The sequence below is a fragment of the Mycolicibacter arupensis genome, assembly GCF_002086515.1.
Taxonomy (GTDB): Bacteria; Actinomycetota; Actinomycetes; order Mycobacteriales; family Mycobacteriaceae; genus Mycobacterium; species Mycobacterium arupense.
The window spans coordinates 97,364-118,865 of sequence record NZ_MVHH01000004.1; the positions used below are offsets into that span (position 1 = coordinate 97,364).

Sequence of the window (21,502 nt, forward strand, 5' to 3'; positions counted from 1 at the left end):
GCGTGACCGAGGGACCCGACCACGAGATTCTGATCATCGGGGCCGGATTCTCCGGGATAGGGGCGGCGATCGCCCTCGACCGGGCCGCCATGACGGACTATCTCATCATCGAAGCCGGGGACGGCGTCGGCGGTACCTGGCACTGGAACACCTATCCGGGTATCGCCGTGGACATTCCGTCGTTTTCCTACCAGTTCTCCTTTGAGCAGAGCCCGAACTGGTCGCGCACCTATGCGCCCGGCCGGGAACTGAAGGCCTATGCCGAACACTGTGTCGACAAGTACGGGCTGCGCTCGCGAATCCGGTTCGGCACCACAGTGCTGTCGACACGGTTCGACGAAGAGCACGGCTGGTGGCGGGTGCTGACGGAGTGCCACGATGAGCGCCGCGAGGTCAGTGCGCGATTCGTGATCAACGCCAGCGGGGTGCTGACCACCCCGAATCTGCCCGACATCGCCGGGGTGGAGACGTTCGCCGGAGTGACGATTCACACCGCCCGGTGGGACCATGCGCAGGACCTGACCGGCAAGCGCGTGGCGGTGATCGGCACCGGAGCCTCCGCCGTTCAAGTCATCCCGGAGATCGCACCAAAGGTGTCCTCGCTCAAAGTCTTTCAGCGGACCCCCATCTGGTGCTTCCCGAAGCTCGACCTACCGCTGGCGGCACCGATGCGCTGGGCCATGCGCCTTCCCGGCGGCAAGGCACTGCAGCGCCTGGCCAGCCAGGCCTACGTCGAGGCGACCTTCCCCATTGCGGCGCAGTACTTCACGGTTTTTCCGCTGGCCAAGCAGATGGAAAAGGCGGGACGGTCGTATCTGCGCCGGCAGGTGCACGACCCCGACCTGCGCGAGAAACTCACGCCGCGCTACGCCGTCGGATGCAAGCGTCCCGGCTTCCACAACACCTACCTGTCGACGTTCAACCGCGATAACGTGCACCTGGTGGTCGACCCGATCGACCGGATCACCCCCAACGGGGTGGTCACCGCCGACGGAACGGCCCACGATGTCGACGTGCTGATTCTGGCGACCGGATTCAAGGTGATGGACAGCGACAACCTGCCGACATTCCGGGTCACGGGGGTCGGCGGCCAGACGCTGCACCAGTTCTGGGACGAACACCGGCTGCAGGCCTATGAGGGTGTCAGCATCCCCGGATTCCCCAATATGTTCAGCGTGTTCGGCCCCTACGGCTACGTAGGGTCGTCGTATTTCGCGCTGGTCGAAGCGCAGACCCACCACATCGTCCGCTGCCTCAAGCGGGCCCGCGGCCGTGGGGCGACCCGCGTGGAGATCTCCGAAGCCGCCAACGCCCGCTACTTCGCCGAGATGATGAGCAAGCGGCACCGGCAGGTGTTTTGGCAGGACAGTTGCACGCTGGCCAACAGCTACTACTTCGACAAGAACGGCGACGTCCCGTTGCGGCCCACCACCACGGTGGAGGCGTTTTGGCGCAGCCGACGCTTTGATCTTGACGACTACCGGTTCAGCGCCTGAGTTTCTCGCGCGGGCGTGAAGCTGGGTTCACGCCCGGCGCCGAGCGTGAAGCTGCCTTCACGCTCGGCGGCGGCCGGTCGGAGTTAGATGGCGCGCTTGAGGTCGTCGACCTTGTCGAGCTGCTCCCACGGCAGCTCGATGTCGGTGCGGCCGAAGTGACCGTACGCCGCGGTTGGTGCGTAGATGGGCCGCAGCAGGTCCAGGTCACGCACGATCGCGCCGGGGCGCAGGTCGAAGACCTCGGGCACGATCTTCTCGATCTTGACCGGGTCGACGGTGGCGGTGCCGAAGGTCTCGATGAACAGGCCGACAGGGGCTGCCTTGCCGATGGCGTAGGCCACCTGCACCTCGACGCGCTGCGCCAGGCCCGCGGCGACGATGTTCTTGGCGACCCAGCGCATCGCGTAGGCGGCCGAGCGGTCCACCTTCGACGGGTCCTTACCGGAGAAGGCGCCGCCGCCGTGGCGAGCCCAGCCGCCGTAGGTGTCGACGATGATCTTTCGGCCGGTCAGGCCGGCGTCGCCCATCGGGCCGCCGACTACGAACTTGCCGGTCGGGTTGATCAGCACGCGGGTGGACGAGGAGTCCAGGGTCTCGTGCGCAAGCTCAGCGAGCACCGTGGAGATGACGTGCTCGCGCAGGTCGGGGTCCAGGGTGTTGACCAGGTCGATCCCGTCGGCGTGCTGGGTGGAGATCACCACGGTGTCCAGCCGGGTCGGAACGTCGTCTTCGTACTCGATGGTGACCTGGGTCTTGCCGTCCGGGCGCAGGTAATCCAGCGTGCCGTTCTTGCGGACCTCGGTCAGCTTCCGCGACAGCCGGTGGGCCAGCGCGATGGGCAGCGGCATCAATTCCGGGGTGTCCGCGATCGCGTAGCCGAACATCAGGCCCTGGTCGCCGGCGCCCTGGGAGTCCAGCGGGTCGGCCGCGCCCTCGACGCGGGCCTCGTGGGCGGTGTCGACACCCTGGGCGATGTCGGGTGACTGGGCCCCGATGCCGATGTTGACACCGCAGGTCTCACCGTCGAAACCCTTGTCCGACGAGTCGTAGCCGATCTCGAGGATCCGCTCGCGGACGGTGTTGGTGATGTTGGCGAACGCCTCGCGGGCGCTGGTCGTGACCTCACCGACTACGTGAACCTGGCCGGTGGTGACCAAGGTCTCCACCGCAACCCGGGAGCGGGGGTCATCGGCAAGCAGTGCGTCGAGCACCGAGTCGCTGATGGCGTCACAGATCTTGTCGGGGTGGCCCTCGGTCACCGACTCACTGGTGAACAGCCGTCCCTTTTCGCTCACAATGTCGCCTTCCGGGTAATCGATCCAAAGTTGGCTCGGGCAAATATAGCGATGCGGTCTTCGGGAGAGCCTGGCAGCCCGGTGCCCACCCCCGTGCCACGGGCCGGGTGCTGGCTGTGCTGCCCCGCGCCCAGGAGATTCTCGACAACTTCCCCCACGAGAGAAACCTGGACGACTCGGCCCTGCGAGCGCCTACTCTACCGTCCCGCCCCAGCTGACGCCGTCTCGACCCGGAGCGCCCAGCCCACGAGCGAGCGCAGATAACTCAACACCAGCTCGTCGGGATGGGCACTCGGATCGGTGAGATGCAGCAGGGCCAGTTCTTCCACGGCGGACAGCAGCAAGCGCATCGTCACGCCGTCGGCCTCGATCGGGTGACCCGCCAGCCGCGAAAGCCGCCCCGCGGCGATGTTCCGGGCATAGCGACGGCCCATTTCCGTGCGGGCGCGCAGTTGCGGCGGCGCTCCGGCGGGTGGGCTCAATATGATTCGCCAGCTGGTCGGCGCCGCGTGCAAATAGGCCAGAATGCCCCGGCCGATCGCATCGGGGTCTTCGGCGGGCGGGCCCTCGACGCTGCGCATTCCCGCGAAGGCGATCCCCGATTCACGGTCCAGCAAGGCCGACATCAGGCCGGCCAGATCGCCGAAATTCTGATAGACGACAGGGCGTGTGACCTGCGCGGCACGCGCCACCCTGTCGATGGTCACCGCCGCAAAGCCGTCGGCTGCGACGATGTCGCGGGCGTGGTCGAGCAGCTGTTCCCGCCGTTCGTGCGCCGACATCCGGCGCTTCGGCTCTGCTTGGGTGTTCATGTGGACGCCGGCAGGTTGAGCAGTAGCTCGACCGCGCGAGCCGCACTCTGCGCGGCGCTCTCCATGGTCGCCGACCAGTCAGTACGGGTCCAGTCGCCGGCGAGCACCAGGCTCGGCACCGAGGTGCGCTGGTCGGGGCGAAGCCCATCGGTGCCCACCACCTGGGAGAACGTGGCCTTGGGCATCTTGACCACCTGCGCGGCCACCACGGTGGCCTCGGCAGCGGCCGGGTAGTAGCGACGCAGCATCTCCATCTGCTCGGCCACGATCTGCTCATTGGACCGGTGGATCTGCTCGTAGGCGCCACTGGTGGTCAAGCAGTACAGCCAGGCGCCGTCGGGGTCTCGGCCCTGCATCCGCTGCCGGTCGAATACCTCATCGATGACGCCCGTGCCGCCGATCACCGATTCCATCGCCGCCTCGGTACCCAATGGCCGGTCCAGGTACAGATTGGTGCTCACGATGGGCGTGTAGTGCAGTTTTTCGGCGGCAGCGTAGATCTCGGCATGCTCGGGCAGATCGTCCAGCAGACCTGAGATGTTCGAGTTCGGCACCGCACACACCACGGCGTCGGCCGCCACCTCGGTGCCGTCCGCCAACTGCACTGCACAAACGGCGTTGTCTTTCACAATGATTCGCCGGGCCACCGTGCGGTAGCGGACGTCGACGCCCAGCCGGTCGAACACCTCGAGGGCACCGGAGATGTAGAGCGTGTCCAGGTCGGTGGTGGGATAGCCGATCGTCACCGCACTGCGGTGACGCAGGCCGAGCCGGATCCCGGTGGCAAGGACATCGGCAAAGACCTTCGCCGAACCCCGATCCACCGGTTCGGCGGCGATTCCGAGCGCGAGCCAGTCCCACACCGCCTCGCGGGCTCGGGCGGGCATACCGACGCGGCGCAGCCACTGATCCGTGCTGAGATCGCGCAGATCAGCGGGCTGAAACAACGCCTCACCGGTCAGACGTAATGTGGCCGCCGCGGTCCGCAGCCGGTCGAGCAGGCCGGCGTCGGGGTGCGGGCCGAACAGCGTCCGCAGCGCACCCAATCCGCGGGTCACCATCCGGGTGCTGGCGCCGCCGGGCCAGCGCAATGTGCCGCCGGTCGGGAACTCCACCATCGAGCGGGTGCCGACACTGGTCAGGTACCGGAAGAGGTGGTCATAGCCGCTGGCGACCACATGCTGGCCGTTGTCGGCGACGTCGGCAATCCCGGGGACCTGCATCGCCTGGGTGCGTCCCCCAAGCCGTCCGCGCCGCTCCAGCAGGGTCACCCGCTTGCCCGCCTCGGCCAACCAGACCGCCGAGGCCAGCCCCGCCAGGCCACCGCCGATCACCACATACCGTCGGTCGTCCACACCCGGCCCCTCTCGGCTAACTTACGATCTGAAAGTTAGCCCAGCCAGCGCGACCGGTCAACGATCCCGTGATGCTGCAATGGTGGGGCCGCGTCAGCCGCGGGCGCCGTCAAGGAAAGCCGCGATCGCGTCCACGATGCGGCTGGCCATCAACGTCTTGGAGCCCGACTCCAGGGCGGACTCGGTTCCGTCGGCAGCCAGCAGCCACCCGTCGTTGTGGTCGACCTCGAACGCCCGCCCATCCCCGACGGCATTGACCACCAACAGGTCACACCCCTTGCGGCGCAGCTTCGCGCGGGCGTGGAACAACACGTCGCCGTTCTCATCACCGGTCTCTGCCGCGAAGCCCACGATCGCCCGCATATTGGGCAGCTGCCCGTCCGTGCGGGCCCGCACCGCACCGGCCAGGACGTCCTCGTTGCGGACCAGGTCGATGGTCGGCGCCTGCTCATCGCCCGGGTTCTTCTTGATCTTGGCCTGCGCCACGCGCACCGGGCGGAAGTCGGCGACCGCGGCAGCCATCACCAGAACGTGGGCCTCCGGGGCGTGCTTGACCACCGCGTCATGCAATTGCTGGGCAGAGCTGACGTTGACCACGTGAACGCCGGCCGGATCGATCAGCCCCGCCGTGTGCGCGGCGATCAGGGTCACCTCGGCGCCACGCTGGGCCGCCACCCGGGCCACGGCATACCCCTGCTTGCCAGAACTGCGGTTGCCGATGAATCGGACCGGGTCGATGGGCTCACGCGTACCGCCCGCGGTCACCAGGACCTTCTGCCCGGCCAGGTCATGCGGCAGCGCGTCGGCCCGCTCCAGCAGAAGTGCCGCGAAGGTATTGATCTCCTCGGCTTCGGGCAGCCGGCCGGCGCCGGTGTCGGCCCCGGTCAAACGGCCGGACGCGGGTTCGAGCACGACCGCGCCGCGCTGGCGCAACATCGCGACATTGGCGACCGTCGCCGGATGCTGCCACATCTCGGTGTGCATCGCCGGAGCGAACAGCACCGGACAGCGGGCAGTCAGCAGCGTGGCGGTCAGCAGGTCGTCAGCACGCCCGGACACCGCACGGGCCAACAGATCGGCGGTGGCCGGTGCCACCACCACCAGGTCGGCCTGTTGGCCCAGCGCGACATGGGGCACGCCGGGCACGTCCTCAAAGACGCCGGTGTGCACCGGCTGGCCTGATAACGCCTCGAAGGTGGCCGCGCCGACGAACCGCAGCGCGGACTCGGTGGGAACCACACGTACCGAGTGACCGGCCTCGGCCAGCTGCCGGACCACGGTGCACGCCTTGTAAGCGGCGATGCCTCCGGCGACACCGACGACGACCCGCTTCTGGCCCACCGGTATGCCCCGTCCTGCCCGGCTCGGCTACTCGCCTTCGGTGTATTCGAGCAGGTCGCCGTGGATCTCACGCAGTGCGATCGACAGCGGCTTCTCCTGCAGGCCGGGCTCGACCAGCGGCCCGACGTACTCGAGGATGCCCTCCCCGAGCTGGTTGTAGTAGTCGTTGATCTGCCGCGCTCGCTTGGCTGCGTAGATCACCAGGGCGTACTTGCTCGACGCACGCTGGAGCAGCTCGTCGATGGGCGGGTTGGTGATGCCGAGTGGCGTGTCGTAGCCGCCGATCGACGCCGGGTCGAAATCGTCGGCGTCGGTCGCCACGGCCGAGTCGATCTGCGAGGTACTCACGTAGGACAATCTCCTAAAAGCTCATCTGGCGGGGCGGGTCACGCCTGTTATGTGTTCATCCGGGTAAATCAGACCGCGCCCGGTGCGGTATCCACCAGCAAGGATACCAATTCTGAGCAGGCGGTTTCCAATCGACTGTTCACCACGACGGTGTCGAAGTCTCCCTGTGCCGCCAATTCGGTCCGTGCGGTGGCCAGGCGACGCTGCATGACCTCTTCGGTTTCGGTGCCACGACCGGCCAGCCTGGCCTCCAGCGTCTCCCAGTCCGGCGGGGCCAAAAACACCGTGAGGGCCTCCGGCAGCGCCTTCTTGATGGCCCTGGCGCCGGCCAGATCAACCTCTATCAGAACGGGCCGACCAGCGCGGGTGGCCTCTGCGACCGGCTCCGCGGGGGTGCCTGAGCGCTGCAGCCCGCCATGGATGTCGGCCCACTCCAGCAGCGCATCGTCGGCGATCAGCCGATCGAATTCCGCCGGGGTGACAAAGCGGTAGTCGACGCCGTCCACCTCCCCGGGCCGGGGTGCCCGGGTGGTGGCCGACACACTGAAATACAGGTCCGGTACCCGCTCTCGCAGGCACCGGACCACACTCGACTTACCGACCGCGGATGGACCGGACAGCACCACAACGCGTCCCGCGTGCCCGCTGCCCGGTCCTCCACCGGTTCTCACTGCCGGGTCAGGAGAAGTCGAACTTCTCCAGCAGCGCCTTGCGCTGCCGGTCGCCCAGGCCGCGCAACCGGCGGGTGGGGGCGATCTCCAGCTCGGTCATGATCTCCTGCGCCTTGACCTTGCCGACCTTGGGCAACGCCTCCAGCAGAGCAGACACCTTCATCTTGCCCAGGACCTCATCGGTCTCGGCGTCCTTGAGCACCTGCTTGAGGTTGGTGCCGCCACGCTTGAGCCGGTCCTTGAGCTCCGCTCGGGCCCGACGTGCGGCCGCTGCCTTCTCCAACGCGGCGGCGCGCTGTTCGTCGGTCAACTGGGGAAGGGCCACGATTCCTCCGTCTCGTCATCATCGACAACGTCGATGTTTTCCTTGTCCCGGCCAGGTACTTCGGCCAGAGACGACGACCGTACCCACGCCGTCTGACGAAATCTAACCCCACCCCCCCGTTTACGGCTACAAATGCCCAGCGTATGGGGTCGCGACGCGGCACGCTCCGACCCGTGCCCGCCGCGTTCAATCTGCGCCGCCCGGCGAGCCGCAGGCTCTCGTGCGCTGCCCGAAAAGCCGTCCTGAACTAGCCTTTTGATCGATTTTGCCGGGCCTGACGCAACCTCGCGCCGAGGACGCCACGGCGGCTGCCGACAGGCGACCGAATGCTGCTGCCATCGACTTCGCTCCGCGTGGCGTGTCGGGCGTGTCGAGGCGTTTCGGGCAACCCGGGACCCCTCCGTTTGCCCGCATTCATCGTTGCCCGCCGACGGCTCCGGCAGGGGCGCAACACCGAAAGCCCCAGGCAGATCCACCGCGCCAAGAGCGGGCGGTGTCGCCAGAAACACTGAGTTATGACTCCGACGGGATTGAGCTGGTGAATCTCAGATCCCGGACTTACAGCAATTATTCAGCCAGTTTCTACATTTGCGCGACCGAAGTCGTAGATTAGCCGCCTAATGTCGCGACCGGGTGGACAGTCCACCCGGGGGTGTTTATGGGGGGGTACGACTATGAGCATTTCCGCTGAATACCGTTTCGGTAGAGAAAGTGGGAATTCATGACAAACGCGACAGTGGTACGCGCTGGCCGGTGGGCAGTGACGGCAGCGGCTTTGGTGGCCTTCGGCGCGTTCGGGATGGGCGCGGCCAGCGCCGAGCCCAATGATGGAATCACCGGTGGCGCGGGCAACAACGGCGGGGTCAACGTCAACATGGGCCCCGTCGGTGGCGGATTCAATAGCGGCAGGGGCGGCGGCTTCAACTTCGGCCCGAACGGAATCGGCGCTGGCGGCGGACAGAACAACAGTGCCAACGTCAATATGGGGCCGTTCGGCGGCGGCATGAATGTCGGCAGGAATGGCGGCTTCGACTTCGGCCCGAACGGAATCGGCGCAGGCGGCGGACAGAACCACGGCGCCAACGTCAACATGGGCCCCTTCGGTGGCGGCTATAACGCCAACACCGGTGGCGGTGCCAACGTCGGCCCGAACGGCGTCGGCGGCGGCCAAAGCAACGGCGCCAATGTCAACATGGGCCCCTTGGGTGGCGGCTACAACTCCAACACCGGCGGTGGCATCAACTTCGGTCGCTGACCGGCCAGACAGGGCCTGCGTGGGCGCCCCAATGGGGCCCCCGCAGGCCCTGTTGCGTTGCAAAGAACTGAAACGGGACCGTGACGGCTATTCCGCAGCGGCCAGATACGCCACGGTGTCACGCAGCCGTTCAGCCGCGGCTCGCAACGCCTCGACGTTCGGTCCGGCCCGCAACACCTCGCGCGAGACCGCCGGCAACACGGCAGCTGAGGGCGCCCCACCGAGACAGGCCAGCGCCTCGGGCCGACCGCCCTGGGCCCCAATGCCCGGAACCAGCACCGGCCCGCCCAGGGCACTCAAATCGGGGACCTCGGTGAGGGTCGCGCCCACCACCACCCCGATCGACCCCGGTCCCGGCGATGTCCTGTTGACTTCGGCAGCGGCGTCGACGATGGACTGCGCCACGGTACGCCCGTCGGCGTCCCGGGCGCGCTGCACGCTCGCGCCTTCCGGGTTTGAGGTGGCTGCCAGCACGAACACGCCCCGCCCGTACCGCTCAGCGGTCTCCAGCAGCGGCTGCAGAGATCCAAAACCCAGGTAGGGCGAGGCCGTGACCGCATCGGCGGCCAACGGCGATTCACCGGCCCACGCCGCCGCATAGGCGGCCATGGTCGAGCCGATGTCGCCGCGCTTGGCGTCGGCCAGCACCAGCACGCCCGCCTCGCGCAGCGCATCGATGGTGCGCTCCAACACCGCGAAACCTGCCGAGCCGTACGCCTCGAAGAACGCCACCTGCGGCTTGACGACAGCGAACCCGGCGAACGCCGCCACGCAGGTCTCGCTGAACGCCGCCACGCCGTCCGCGGACGCGGGCAGGCCCCAGGAGGCCAGCAGTTCGGGGTGCGGGTCAATACCCAGGCACAGCGGTCCGCGGGCCGCGGTCGCCTCGGCGAGGCGTGTGCCAAACCCCGGTATCACTACTGCCCGCCGAGGGTGCTGTGCAGCTCCTGGAGGGAACGCACGCCGATGTCGCCCCGGATGCCGGCCTCGATCCCCTGTACCGCCGCCGCCGCACCCTGGACGGTGGTGATGCACGGGATGTTCACGCTGACCGCGGCCGAACGGATCTCGTAGCCGTCCACCCGCGGGCCGGAATTGCCATAGGGGGTGTTGATCACCAGGTCCACCTCACCGGCCCGGATCGCGTCGACCGCGGTCAGGGCCGGACGGTCAGGGCTGGGTTCTTCGAAGTTCTTGCGCACCACATCACAGGGAATGCCGTTGCGGCGCAACATCTCGGCGGTGCCCTCGGTCGCCAGAACCCGGAAACCCAAGTCCGCGAGACGCTTGACCGGGAACACGAGCGAGCGCTTGTCGTGGTTGGCCACCGACACGAACACCGTGCCCTGTGCCGGCAGCGACCCGTAGGCGGCGGTCTGACTCTTGGCGAATGCGGTGCCGAAGTCGCGATCGATGCCCATCACCTCGCCGGTGGACTTCATCTCCGGGCCCAGCAGGGAGTCGATCCCGGAGCCATCGGCGCGGCGGAACCGGTGGAATGGCAGCACGGCCTCCTTGACCGCGATCGGGGCCTGCGGGCCCACGGTGGCCCCGTCCCCGTTCGCCGACAGCAGGCCCTCGGAGCGCAGTTCGGCGATGCTGGCGCCCAGCATGACGCGTGCGCACGCCTTGGCCAGTGGCACTGCGGTGGCTTTGGACACGAACGGCACCGTGCGGCTGGCCCGCGGATTGGCCTCCAGGACGTAGAGCACGTCGTCCTTGAGGGCGAATTGGACGTTGAGCAGCCCCACCACTCCAACTCCGTGGGCGATGGACTCGGTCGCCCGGCGCACCTTCTCGATGTCGCTGCGGCCCAAGGTCACCGGAGGCAAGGCGCACGCCGAGTCGCCGGAGTGAATTCCGGCCTCTTCGATGTGCTCCATGATGCCGCCGATGTACACCTCGGTGCCGTCGCACAACGCATCGACGTCGATCTCGATGGCGTCTTCCAGGAACCGGTCCACCAGCACCGGATGCTCCGGCGACAACTGCGTGGCCCGGGTGATGTAGCCGCGCAAGGTCTCCTCGTCGTAGACGATCTCCATGCCTCGACCGCCCAGCACGTACGACGGGCGCACCAGTACCGGGTAGCCGATGTCGGCCGCGATCCGCTTGGCCTGCTCGAAGGTCGTCGCGGTGCCGTAGCGCGGCGCCGGCAGCCCGGCGGTGGTGAGCACGTCACCGAACGCGCCGCGGTCCTCCGCCAGATCGATGGCCTCCGGGCTGGTGCCCACGATCGGTACCCCGGCGTCAGCCAGGCGCTGGGCCAGCCGCAGCGGGGTCTGCCCGCCCAGCTGGACGATCACGCCGACCACTCCGGGGCCGCCCCGGCCCGATTCCTGCTCGGCGTAATACACCTCCAACACGTCCTCGAACGTCAGCGGTTCGAAGTAGAGCCGGTCGGCCGTGTCGTAGTCGGTGGACACCGTCTCGGGGTTGCAGTTGATCATCACCGTCTCGAACCCGGCTTGGCTCAACGTGATCGCGGCGTGCACGCAGCTGTAGTCGAACTCGATGCCCTGGCCGATCCGGTTGGGCCCAGAACCCAGGATCAGCACCTTGGGTTTGACGTCTTGAGCCGCCACCTCGGTCTCCGCGGCGGGGTCGAGCTCGAAAGTGCTGTAGTGGTATGGCGTCTTGGATTCGAACTCCGCGGCGCACGTGTCGACGGTCTTGAAGACCGGGTGAATTCCCAGTCGGGACCGCAGCAACCGCACCCCGTCCTCGCCGGCCAGTTCCGGTCGCAGCACCGCGATCTGATGATCGGACAGACCGCTGTACTTGCAGCGGCGCAGCAGATCCGCGTCCAGCACCGGGGTGTCGACCACCTCCGCACGCAGCGCCACCAGACCGTTGATCTGCTCGACGAACCAGGGGTCCACCCCGGAGGCCTCGGCGACCTGTTCCACGGTGGCACCCAGCCGCAGCGCCAGCTCGATGTCGTACAGCCGGCCCTCGACGGGAACTCGCAGGCGCTCGAGGGCCTCCTCGGCGGTCCCTTCGGGATCGGGCTTGGTCCAGAACCCGGTCCGGTCGGTCTCCAGAGAGCGCATCACCTTGCCGAGCGATTCGATGAAGTTGCGGCCCAGCGACATCGCCTCGCCCACCGATTTCATGGTGGTGGTCAGCCGCGGGTCGGCGCCGGGGAACTTCTCGAACGCGAAGCGCGGCGCCTTGACCACGACGTAGTCCAGCGCCGGCTCGAAGCAGGCGGGGGTTTCCTTGGTGATGTCGTTGATGATCTCGTCGAGGGTGTAGCCGATAGCGAGCTTGGCGGCGATCTTGGCGATCGGGAAGCCGGTCGCCTTGGACGCCAGCGCACTGGATCGCGACACGCGCGGGTTCATCTCGATCACGATCAGTCGGCCGTCTTTGGGATCGACGGCGAACTGGATGTTGCAGCCGCCGGTGTCCACTCCGACCTCGCGCAGGATCGCGATTCCCAGATCACGCATCCGCTGGTATTCGCGGTCGGTGAGCGTCATCGCCGGTGCGACGGTCACCGAGTCGCCGGTGTGCACTCCCATCGGGTCGACGTTCTCGATCGAACAGACCACGACGACGTTGTCGTTGCCGTCACGCATCAGCTCGAGTTCGTATTCCTTCCATCCGTAGATGGACTCCTCGATCAGAACGTTGGCCGTCGGCGAAGCGGCCAAGCCGTCACCGGCCATCCGGGAGACCTCGTCGAGGCTGGCCGCCAATCCCGATCCCAGGCCACCCATCGTGAATGAGGGGCGGACGACGACGGGTAACCCGAGTTCGGCGACGGTCTCCTCAACCTCGGCCATGGTGTAGCAGACCCGGGAGCGGGCCGACTCGCCGCCGACCTTGGCGACGATGTCCTTGAACTGCTGCCGATCCTCGCCTCGCTGGATCGCCTGGAAGTCGGCGCCGATGAGCTCCACCCCGTAGCGCTCCAGCACACCGTGCTCGTGCAGGGCCACCGCGGTGTTCAGCGCGGTCTGCCCGCCCAGGGTGGCCAGCAGCGCGTCGACCTTGTTGCCGCGCTCGGCCTGCTGAGCGAGCACCTTCTCGACGAACTCCCACGTGATCGGTTCGACGTAGGTGTTGTCGGCGTACTCCGGGTCGGTCATGATCGTGGCCGGATTGGAGTTGACCAGGCTCACCTGCAGGCCCTCGGCCTTGAGCACCCGGCACGCCTGCGTTCCCGAGTAGTCGAATTCGCAGGCCTGGCCAATCACGATCGGCCCGGAGCCGATCACGAGAACGTGGCGCAGATCGGTACGGCGTGGCATTACTTCTCCCCTGCCATCAGGTCGACGAACTGGTCGAACAGGTATTCCGCGTCATGCGGTCCGGCGGCGGCCTCCGGGTGGTACTGCACCGAGAAAGCCCGGCCGTCGGCGAGCTTGACCCCTTCGACCACTCCGTCGTTGGCACAGGTGTGGCTGACCACCGCGGGGCCGAAGTCGGTGTCGAAGCGCTGGCCGGCTTCGCCCTCGAGTGCGAAGCCGTGATTCTGCGCGGTCACCGCCACCCGGCCGGTGGCGTGGTCGATCACCGGAATGTTGATGCCGCGGTGACCGAAGGTCATCTTGTAGGTCTTGAGCCCCAGCGCCCGGCCCAGGATCTGATTGCCGAAACAGATTCCGAACAGCGGGATTCCGGCGCCGAGTACCTCACGGGTCAAGGCGACCATCGCCTCGGCCGTAGCCGGGTCCCCGGGCCCGTTGGACAGGAATACCCCGTCGGGCTTGAGGTCGGCGATCTGGGTGAAGTCCACCGAGGACGGCAGCACGTGGCTGCGGATCCCGCGCCGCGCGAAGTTTCGGGGCGTGTTGGTCTTGATGCCCAGGTCGAGGGCGGCGATGGTGAACCGATGTGCGCCCTCGGGTTCGACCACGTACCCCGCGTCCGTACTGACCTGGCCGGCGAGATCGGCCCCGAGCATCGACGGCTGTTCGCGAACCCTGGTCACCAACTCCTCCGGCGCGGCCAGGGCATCGCCGGAGAACACCCCGGCCTTCATCGAGCCGTGACTGCGCAGGTGGCGCACCAGGGTGCGGGTGTCGACGCCGGCGATCCCGACGATCCCCTGGCGTACCAGCTCCTCGTCGAGGGTTCCGGTGGCCCGCCAGTTCGACGCTCGCGGCGAGGGGTCGCGAACCACGTAGCCGGCAACCCAGATCTTGTCGTCGCGGCTCTCGCCGTCTTCCCGGTTCCAGCCGGTGTTGCCGATCTGTGGGGCGGTGGCCACCACGATCTGCCGGTGGTAACTGGGGTCGGTCAGCGTCTCCTGGTAGCCCGACATTCCGGTGGAGAACACCGCTTCACCCAGGGTCTGTCCCAGCGCCCCGAACGGTGTGCCGGTGAACGTCCGGCCGTCTTCGAGAACCAGCACCGCTCGCGCGTTCATCCTTGTTGTTCCTCTTCTTCTAGCCAACGGCCGTGCTCGGTGCGGTCGTCCGCCCGAAAGCCGGTGTCGATCTCGGTGCCCGACGGCAGCCGCCAGCGAATCGCCAGCACTCCGTCGTGGTTTCGGGTAGGAATCGTGCGGCCGGCTATGCCACGTTCGGCGCGCACCGCGATCACCGCGTCCGCTGGGATCCAGATGGGCCGGGCGCCGCTGCGCTGCACCATGATCCCCTCGGGGTACCGGGTCAGCACCGCCTTGGTCCGATAGCCCAGGTCGCCGACCACCACCCGGTCATTCCACTTTGGAGCCAGGGTGCACCCCAGATACTGGCCACGGGTGGCCGCGACGGTGGGCGCGCCCACCGTGTCGGGCACCGTCGGCAACGTCCCGATCAGGGCGTCCTGCAGCTGGCCGCGGCGGCGCCAACCTCGCATCATCAGCCGGATCACCACGCCGATCAGCACCACCAGCACAAACGCGAAGACCAGCGAGCCGATCAACGTGGGGGTGTTCATGCCGGACTCTTCCCGTCCCGGGCGGTGATGCGGCCGCGCAACAGGGTTGCGGTGACGGTCGCGGGCAACGTCATCTCCTCATACGGAGTGTTGTCCGAGCGGCTGGCCAGCTGCGCCCCGGTGACTACCCAGGTCGTGTCCGGATCGACCACCGTCAGGTTGGCCGGCTCGCCCACCTCCAGGGGGCGGCCCTGGTCGGGCAGGCCGACGATCTGCGCCGGGCGCTCACTCATCACCCGGGCTACGTCGCGCCAGGTCAACAGGCCGGTCTGCACCATGGTCGCCACCACCACCGACAGCGCGGTCTGCAGTCCGAGCATCCCGGGCCGGGCCGCGGCGAATTCGCAGCACTTCTCCTGCTCGGCGTGCGGGGCGTGGTCCGTGGCCACACAGTCGATGACGCCCTCGGCCAAGGCCTGGCGCAGCGCCTGGGTATCGGAGGCCTCACGTAGCGGCGGGTTGACCCGGTCGCGGCCGTCGTAGTCGACAAGCCGGCTGTCGTCGAGCATCAGATGATGCGGGGTGACTTCGGCCGTCACTGCGATGCCTTGCGCCTTAGCCCATTTCAGAAGCTCAACCGTTCCGGCGGTGGACGCATGGCAGATGTGCAGCCGCGCCCCGGCGTCACGCGCCAGCAGGACGTCTCGGGCCACGATCGACTCCTCGGCGACGCGTGGCCAGCCGGCCAGCCCCAGCCGGGCGGCATTGGGGCCCTCGTGCGCCACCGCGCCGACCGTCAGTCGAGGCTCCTCGGCGTGCTGGGCGATCAGCACCCCCAGACCGGTCGCGTACTCCAGCGCCCGGCGCATCACCAGCGGGTGGTCCACACAGACGCCGTCGTCGGAGAACATCCGCACGCCCGCGGCACCGGCGGCCATCATGCCCATCTCGGTCAGCTGCTTGCCGGCCAGGCCGACGGTCACCGCACCCACCGGGTGCACATCGACCAGGCCGACCTGTTGGCCGCGCTGCCAGACATGATCTGTCACCACCGGGGAGTCGGCGACGGGGTCGGTGTTGGCCATCGCGAACACCGCGGTGTAGCCACCCAGAGCCGCTGCCGCCGAGCCGGTTTCGATGTCCTCGGCATACTCGCGGCCCGGCTCGCGCAGATGGGTGTGCAGGTCGACGAAGCCGGGCAAGAGGACCTGGCCTGGTGCCTCGATGACCTCGCAGTCTTCCGCTACGGGCAAGCCCACACCGATCTGGGCGATCTGGCCGTCAGCGACCAGCACGTCAACCTGGTCACCTTCGCCATAACACCGCACGCCGCGGATCAGCACGCTCACAGTTCCCCCTCCCCAGCCGACGCCGCCGACCCCGCGGATTCGCTACCCACCAGCAGATGGAACAGCACCGCCATGCGCACATGGACACCATTGGAAACCTGTTGCAGCACCGCGGACTGCGACGAGTCGGCCACCGACGAGGAGATCTCCATGCCCCGCAGCATCGGACCGGGGTGCAAAACGGTCGCATGCTCCGGCAGCATCGCCCGACGCTTCTCACTCAACCCGTAGCGCACCGAGTACTCGCGGGTGGACGGGAAGAACCCGCCGGTCATCCGTTCGGCCTGCACCCGCAGCATCAGCACGGCGTCGGCGGCCGGCAACTCGGCGTCGAAGTCGTGGCTCACCGTCACCGGCCAGTCGTTCACCCCGAACGGCAGCAGGGTCGGCGGTGCCACCACCACCACCTCGGCGCCCAGCGTGGACAGCAGGCTCACGTTGGAGCGTGCGACCCGGCTGTGCACGATGTCGCCGACGATCACGACGCGGCGCCCCTCGATGCCACCGAGACGCTGCCGCAGCGTGAGCGCATCCAGCAACGCCTGGGTCGGGTGCTCGTGGGTGCCGTCGCCGGCGTTGATCACCGCCGGTCCGCCGTCTTCGGCGGCTCCGGTCCACTCGGCGAGCAGGTGTGCCGCACCCGAGGCCGGGTGACGGATGATCAGCGCATCGGCCCCGGCAGCCCGCAGGGTGAAAGCGGTGTCGCGCAGCGACTCCCCTTTGTTCACCGAGGATCCCGACGCAGACACGTTGATCACATCGGCGCTCATCCACTTACCGGCCACCTCGAACGAGACGCGGGTACGGGTGGAGTTCTCGTAGAACATGGTGATCACGGTGCGACCACGCAGGGTGGGCAGCTTCTTGACCTCGCGGCCGACCAAGGCCTGGGCGAAGCGGTCGGCGTCGTCGAGGATGGCGGTGGCCTCGTCTCGACTCAGATCGCCGGCTGCCAGGAGGTGCCTGGTACTCATCGGGTGATCACCACCTGGTCACGTCCATCGTGTTCGGCCAACAGCACGTGCACGCTTTCGCCGCGGGCCGTCGGTACGTTCTTGCCGACGTAGTCAGCGCGCACCGGCAGTTCGCGGTGCCCACGGTCGACCAGCACCGCCAGCTGCACCATCCGGGGCCGCCCCACGTCGCGCAGGGCATCGAGGGCGGCCCGCACCGAACGGCCCGCGAACAGCACGTCGTCCACCAGGATCACGCAGGCGTCATCGATGCCGCCCGCCGGAATCGAGGTGGGTTCCAGCGGGCGCGGCGGCTGACGCATGAGGTCGTCGCGGTACAAGGTGATGTCCAGGGCGCCGTGCGCGACGTCTACGCCGCAGAATTCGCTGATCTTGGCGGCCAGCCGCTGGGCCAGGGTGACGCCGCGGGTGGGAATGCCCAACAGCACGACGCGCGGGGAGTTAGCTCTGTCGGGGTCGTCTAAAGCAGTCTTCTCGATGATCTGATGTGCGATCCGAGAAACAGTGCGACCCACATCCGCCGAGGACATCAATTCCCGGTCGGTGCTGGAATTACCGGCAGCGCCCATGCGAAACCGCAGGACCTCCTTCTCCGCCTCGCAGGACGGATCGTTAAAGGATGTCGAACTGCCGCGTAGCCTAGCATCCACCCGGGGACCCTGCGCCGCCTGCCGCTAGCCTGATTCGGTGAACCTCGACCCCAACCAGACGCCGCTGCGCGAAGCCTGTGACACCGGTCTGCTCGCCGGGGTGGTGACGCTGGTGTGGCAGCGCGGCACGGTGCTGCAGGTCAATGAGATCGGTCACCGCGACGTCGGCGCCGGTCTGCCGATGACGCGCGACACGATCTTCCGGATCGCCTCGATGACCAAACCCGTCACCGTCGCCGCCGCGATGACCCTGATCGACCAGGGCCGGCTACGCCTGAGCGACCCGATTTCCCAATGGCTGCCGGAGCTCGCCACGCCGCGGGTGCTGGTCGACCCCGCCGGTTCACTTGAGGCCACCACCGCGGCGCGACGAGCGCTCACGGTCGAGGACCTGATGACGCACCGCTGCGGCATCGGCTACGCGTTTTCGGTGCCCGGCCCGATCGCGCGGGAGTATCAGCGGTTGCCGTTCGGGCGCGGACCCGAAGCCTGGCTGACGGCGCTGGCCGCGCTGCCGCTGGTGGACCAGCCCGGTGAGCGCTTCACCTATGGGCACGGCACCGACGTGCTCGGTGTCCTGCTGTCGCGGATCGAGGGCAAGCCCCTGCCCGAGGTGCTCGAGGACCGAATCCTGGGCCCGCTCGGGATGACCGACACCGGCTTCTCGGTGACTCCGCAGGCCCGCCGGCGCAGCGCCACCATGTACCGCGTCGATGGAGACACCCTGCGCGACGACGCCATGGGGCCGGTGCCGATCACGACACCTGCGTTTCCCAACGCCGGCGGCGGCTTGATGTCCACCGCCGATGACTACCTGGCGTTCGCCCGTATGTTGCTGGCCGACGGCATGTTTGACGGCACCCGGATCCTGTCGGCACAGGCGGCGCGGGCGATGCGCACCGATCGGCTCACCGATGAACAGAAGCGCCACCCGTTCCTGGGAGCCCCGTTCTGGGTCGGCCGCGGGTTTGGGCTCAACCTGTCGGTGGTGACCGATGCGGCAAGATCCCAGCCGCTGTTCGGGCCCGGTGGTGACGGCGCATTCGGCTGGCCGGGCGCCTACGGCACCTGGTGGCAGGCCGATCCGTCCGCCGACCTGATCCTGATCTATCTGGTGCAGAACGCCCCGGCGCTGTCCACCGACATGGCCGCCGCGGTCGCCGGCAACACCGCGATCGCCAAGCTGCGGGTCGCGCAACCGAAGTTCGTCCGCAGGACCTACGCGGCGCTGGGCCTATAACGCTTTTAACCGCTGATAACTCGGTCTCGGGTCACGCCCGTTGAGCATCAGAGCGCGCATCGAGTGTGCGGTTTGACAGGCCATTGCGCGATTTGGCCAACCACAACGCACACTCGACACGATGGTGGCCACATGTTTCATCCCCCCGCAAGCTCGTGGCCGGCGCGACGGGCCTCCTCCAGGGCGGCGTGGCGCATCTGCTCGCGCTCCTCGGCGGTCCAGCGCGTGGTCGGTTCGAAGACCAGGGTCTCAACGCTGTAGCCCAGCATGGTGAACACGTACTCCAGATACGGACGCTGAAAGTCCTGCAGATCGGGGCGGTCGCCGTCATAAGCGCTGGAACGCGTCAAGATGAGCTGCAGCGGCTTGCCCTGCCCCAACGTCCCGACGTGCTCGCCGCGCTCATTGAGGGTGAAACTGGCGATCGGTTGCACGATCACGTCGATCCAGGCCTTCAACGCATGCGGCACATGCCAATTCCACATCGGCGAGGACACCACCAGGCGATCGAAGGCTCGCACCCGCTCGATCTCGGCCAGGATCTGGGACCAGATCTGCTTCTGCTCCGGGGTTTGCCGCTCCCCGTAGAGCGGGGCGAACTTGGCGAACGCGGCCTCTCGGCCGAAGGTGACCACATCATCGGCCCATACCGAGAAGCGTTCGACCTCGCCGACGACGGCCACCGGAGCGGCACCGAGAAACTCCTGAGCCAGCGCCGAGGACAACGAGTGTTCCTGCTTGGGGCTGGCCTCCACCCACAGTGTCTTCATCGCCACTCCTCAGATCATCGAGATCGGTGAGATCTTCACGCCGGCCTCGAGGGCACCGGCCAACTCACGGGCTACGTCGTAGTCGTACACGACATGACCGCAGATCACATCGACATCGCGTTTGGCGCGCTGAAGCGGGTTGGCCAGGAACTGCGCGCTGGCGCCGGAGGCCTCGAGCAGATCGGCGATGACGGCGCGCGATTCGTGCACGATGTGCGCCGCCGCCGCCCGGGCATCGGCGCGAACCGGGCGGGGAATCCGCTCACGCGCGTCCACCGCGTCCTGGATTCGTCCGACGGTGTCGCTGAGCAGTCCGTTAAGGGCCCGCAAACGCACCCGCGCATCTCCCAGGCGAATCTGCGCGGACGGCTGATTCTTCTGCGCCACACCCGAATACGCCATGACGCGCTCGGTCAGACGCTGGGCGAACAGGTCGGCGACCCGTTCGGCCGAACCAAGCGCGGGCATCGCCGCGCTCAGCGCCAGCGCCGGCACCATCGGCCACCGGTAGGCCGACGCATCATGCAGGTGCGCGCCGGGAGCGGTACCGGAATAGATGTCCACGACCCTGACCAGCCGGTGCGCCGGGACGGTCACGTCCTCGATGATCACGTCGTTGGATCCCGTGGCCCGCATTCCCGCGGTGTGCCAGACGTCCTCGACGCGGATCTGACTGGCCGGCAACAGCGCCAGCGCCGGGTAGGGGGCATCGTCGGGACCGCAGAGCGCTCCGACCATGATCCAGTCGGCGTCCATCACCCCGGTAGCCCACGACCACCGTCCGGACAGCCGGATTCCATCACCGTCGGGCACTCCGCGACCGGTCGGGGCCAGCGGCGCGGGACACAGCACCGGCCCATCGGCGAACACCTCGTCTTGGGCCTGCTCGCCAAAGAGCGCCAGCATCCAGTTGTGCAGCATGTAGAACCCCAAGGTCCACGCGCTGGAGGCGCAGCCATGCGCCATTCGCCGAATCGGATCGAGGATCTCGGGAAACTCGGCCTGCACCCCGCCATAGCGCGCCGGCAGCAGCAGGCCGGCCAGACCGGACTCACGGAACTCGGTGACGGTGTCCGCGGGCAGGCGGCGCAGCTCTTCGGCTTCTGCCGCGCGTTGCGCAAGCCGGGAGGTGAATTCGTCGGTGATCGCGGCTGCGGTGATGGTCTCCATGCGCGGACGCTACCATACCTTTTAGTATGGAGGTCAGTGTCGCAGCATGACGTCGAGGAATTGTTCACGCCAGCCCGCCGCGCGTGAACTCGACCGCACACCGGCCAGATGCAGAACTCCGATACCGGCGGCAAACGTGGCGTTGGCACGCATGTCGGCCTCCTCCTTATCGAAACCGTCGTCGACAAACGCCTGCCGGACCGCGGCGAGCACCCGCTGATCCGAACTGCGCACCGCCGCGGCGACGGCATCCTCCGAGCGGGCCCATTCGCGCATCGCGCGTTCGAGCATCCAGTGGGAGGGCCCTACCAAAGCGGTCATCATGTGCGACAACCGTTCACGCGGCGGCAAGCCAGAGAGCGCGTCGAAGTCGCCACGATCGGCGTCGCGGACGGCCGCCCAGGTGTCGACCAAGGCGCTGCGGTAGGCCTTCATGTCGGTGAAATGCCAGTAGAAGCTGCCCTTGGTGACCCCGAGCCGCTTGCAGAGCCGGTCGATGGTCAGCGCCTTGAGCCCGTCCGCGGCCAGAATCCGAAAGCCCGCCTGCACCCAGTCCTGAACCGACAACCGGGAATTGCCCCCCGAACTACCTGCGGAGTCAGACCTGGCCATGACC

At 67.7% G+C, this 21,502-nt stretch carries 20 protein-coding genes; 3 read left to right on the forward strand and 17 right to left on the reverse strand.

What is annotated here, in order from left to right; genetic code table 11:
• The first annotated feature begins 2 nt into the window (after positions 1-2).
• Entirely contained in the window at positions 3-1,496 is a 1,494-nt protein-coding gene (locus BST15_RS03650) for a flavin-containing monooxygenase (RefSeq protein WP_046188072.1), read from the forward strand.
• 83 nt (positions 1,497-1,579) lie between these two features.
• On the opposite strand, the gene metK is transcribed toward BST15_RS03650, so the two are convergent.
• The 7 genes from metK to mihF form a co-directional block, all read right to left on the reverse strand.
• Positions 1,580-2,791 carry a methionine adenosyltransferase gene (metK, locus tag BST15_RS03655; RefSeq protein WP_046188028.1) on the reverse strand — a complete coding sequence of 404 codons (1,212 nt, stop codon included), beginning with the start codon at positions 2,789-2,791 and terminating at the stop codon, positions 1,580-1,582.
• Positions 2,792-2,988: 197 nt separating this feature from the next.
• Positions 2,989-3,603 (reverse strand): TetR/AcrR family transcriptional regulator, encoded by a 615-nt coding sequence (locus BST15_RS03660; protein WP_046188027.1) that lies wholly within the window; start codon positions 3,601-3,603, stop codon positions 2,989-2,991.
• Positions 3,600-4,958: a hydroxysqualene dehydroxylase HpnE gene (hpnE, locus tag BST15_RS03665; protein WP_046188026.1), complete on the reverse strand. Its 1,359-nt coding sequence runs from the start codon at positions 4,956-4,958 to the stop codon at positions 3,600-3,602. Before hpnE ends, BST15_RS03660 begins: the two co-directional genes overlap by 4 nt.
• Positions 4,959-5,051: 93 nt before the next feature.
• Positions 5,052-6,299 carry a bifunctional phosphopantothenoylcysteine decarboxylase/phosphopantothenate--cysteine ligase CoaBC gene (coaBC, locus tag BST15_RS03670; RefSeq protein WP_046188025.1) on the reverse strand — a complete coding sequence of 416 codons (1,248 nt, stop codon included), beginning with the start codon at positions 6,297-6,299 and terminating at the stop codon, positions 5,052-5,054.
• A 27-nt stretch (positions 6,300-6,326) separates the two neighbouring features.
• Positions 6,327-6,647: a DNA-directed RNA polymerase subunit omega gene (rpoZ, locus tag BST15_RS03675; protein ID WP_046188024.1), complete on the reverse strand. Its 321-nt coding sequence runs from the start codon at positions 6,645-6,647 to the stop codon at positions 6,327-6,329.
• A gap of 68 nt (positions 6,648-6,715) precedes the next feature.
• Positions 6,716-7,318: a guanylate kinase gene (gmk, locus tag BST15_RS03680; RefSeq protein WP_046188023.1), complete on the reverse strand. Its 603-nt coding sequence runs from the start codon at positions 7,316-7,318 to the stop codon at positions 6,716-6,718.
• A 7-nt stretch (positions 7,319-7,325) separates the two neighbouring features.
• Complete coding sequence (gene mihF / locus BST15_RS03685) at positions 7,326-7,643, reverse strand: integration host factor, actinobacterial type (protein WP_003932123.1); 318 nt, start codon at positions 7,641-7,643, stop codon at positions 7,326-7,328.
• 721 nt (positions 7,644-8,364) lie between these two features.
• Here mihF and BST15_RS03690 point away from each other — a divergent pair.
• Positions 8,365-8,898, forward strand: a complete 534-nt coding sequence (locus BST15_RS03690) for a hypothetical protein (RefSeq protein ID WP_131701172.1) — start codon at positions 8,365-8,367, stop codon at positions 8,896-8,898.
• An 87-nt stretch (positions 8,899-8,985) separates the two neighbouring features.
• Here BST15_RS03690 and pyrF read toward each other — a convergent pair whose 3' ends face one another.
• From pyrF to pyrR, 7 genes are read right to left on the reverse strand one after another with little or no spacing between them, the layout of a single operon-like run.
• Positions 8,986-9,813 carry an orotidine-5'-phosphate decarboxylase gene (gene pyrF / locus BST15_RS03695; RefSeq protein WP_046188070.1) on the reverse strand — a complete coding sequence of 276 codons (828 nt, stop codon included), beginning with the start codon at positions 9,811-9,813 and terminating at the stop codon, positions 8,986-8,988.
• Between the two features lie 2 nt (positions 9,814-9,815).
• Positions 9,816-13,157, reverse strand: coding sequence for a carbamoyl-phosphate synthase large subunit (gene carB / locus BST15_RS03700; protein ID WP_046188022.1), 3,342 nt, complete (start codon positions 13,155-13,157; stop codon positions 9,816-9,818).
• Entirely contained in the window at positions 13,157-14,278 is a 1,122-nt protein-coding gene (carA, locus tag BST15_RS03705; RefSeq protein ID WP_046188021.1) for a glutamine-hydrolyzing carbamoyl-phosphate synthase small subunit, read from the reverse strand. Before carA ends, carB begins: the two co-directional genes overlap by 1 nt.
• Entirely contained in the window at positions 14,275-14,793 is a 519-nt protein-coding gene (locus tag BST15_RS03710; protein ID WP_046188020.1) for a PH-like domain-containing protein, read from the reverse strand. The genes carA and BST15_RS03710 overlap by 4 nt, the downstream gene beginning before the upstream one ends.
• Complete coding sequence (locus tag BST15_RS03715) at positions 14,790-16,082, reverse strand: dihydroorotase (RefSeq protein ID WP_046188019.1); 1,293 nt, start codon at positions 16,080-16,082, stop codon at positions 14,790-14,792. The genes BST15_RS03710 and BST15_RS03715 overlap by 4 nt, the downstream gene beginning before the upstream one ends.
• Complete coding sequence (locus BST15_RS03720; RefSeq protein ID WP_046188018.1) at positions 16,079-17,056, reverse strand: aspartate carbamoyltransferase catalytic subunit; 978 nt, start codon at positions 17,054-17,056, stop codon at positions 16,079-16,081. The genes BST15_RS03715 and BST15_RS03720 overlap by 4 nt, the downstream gene beginning before the upstream one ends.
• Entirely contained in the window at positions 17,053-17,625 is a 573-nt protein-coding gene (gene pyrR, locus BST15_RS03725; RefSeq protein WP_046188017.1) for a bifunctional pyr operon transcriptional regulator/uracil phosphoribosyltransferase PyrR, read from the reverse strand. The genes BST15_RS03720 and pyrR overlap by 4 nt, the downstream gene beginning before the upstream one ends.
• A gap of 118 nt (positions 17,626-17,743) precedes the next feature.
• Here pyrR and BST15_RS03730 point away from each other — a divergent pair, with 118 nt between their 5' ends.
• A complete protein-coding gene (locus tag BST15_RS03730; RefSeq protein WP_046188016.1) occupies positions 17,744-18,946 on the forward strand; it encodes a serine hydrolase domain-containing protein in 1,203 nt (400 codons plus the stop codon).
• 137 nt (positions 18,947-19,083) lie between these two features.
• Here the strand turns inward: BST15_RS03730 and BST15_RS03735 are convergent, their stop codons facing one another.
• Genes BST15_RS03735 through BST15_RS03745 form a run of 3 tightly spaced genes read right to left on the reverse strand, consistent with a single transcriptional unit; the run spans position 19,084 to position 21,498 of the window.
• Complete coding sequence (locus BST15_RS03735) at positions 19,084-19,716, reverse strand: NAD(P)H-dependent oxidoreductase (RefSeq protein ID WP_046188015.1); 633 nt, start codon at positions 19,714-19,716, stop codon at positions 19,084-19,086.
• Positions 19,717-19,725: 9 nt separating this feature from the next.
• Positions 19,726-20,886 (reverse strand): acyl-CoA dehydrogenase family protein, encoded by a 1,161-nt coding sequence (locus tag BST15_RS03740; protein WP_046188014.1) that lies wholly within the window; start codon positions 20,884-20,886, stop codon positions 19,726-19,728.
• A gap of 33 nt (positions 20,887-20,919) precedes the next feature.
• Positions 20,920-21,498, reverse strand: a complete 579-nt coding sequence (locus BST15_RS03745; protein ID WP_046188013.1) for a TetR/AcrR family transcriptional regulator — start codon at positions 21,496-21,498, stop codon at positions 20,920-20,922.
• Positions 21,499-21,502 lie beyond the last annotated feature (4 nt).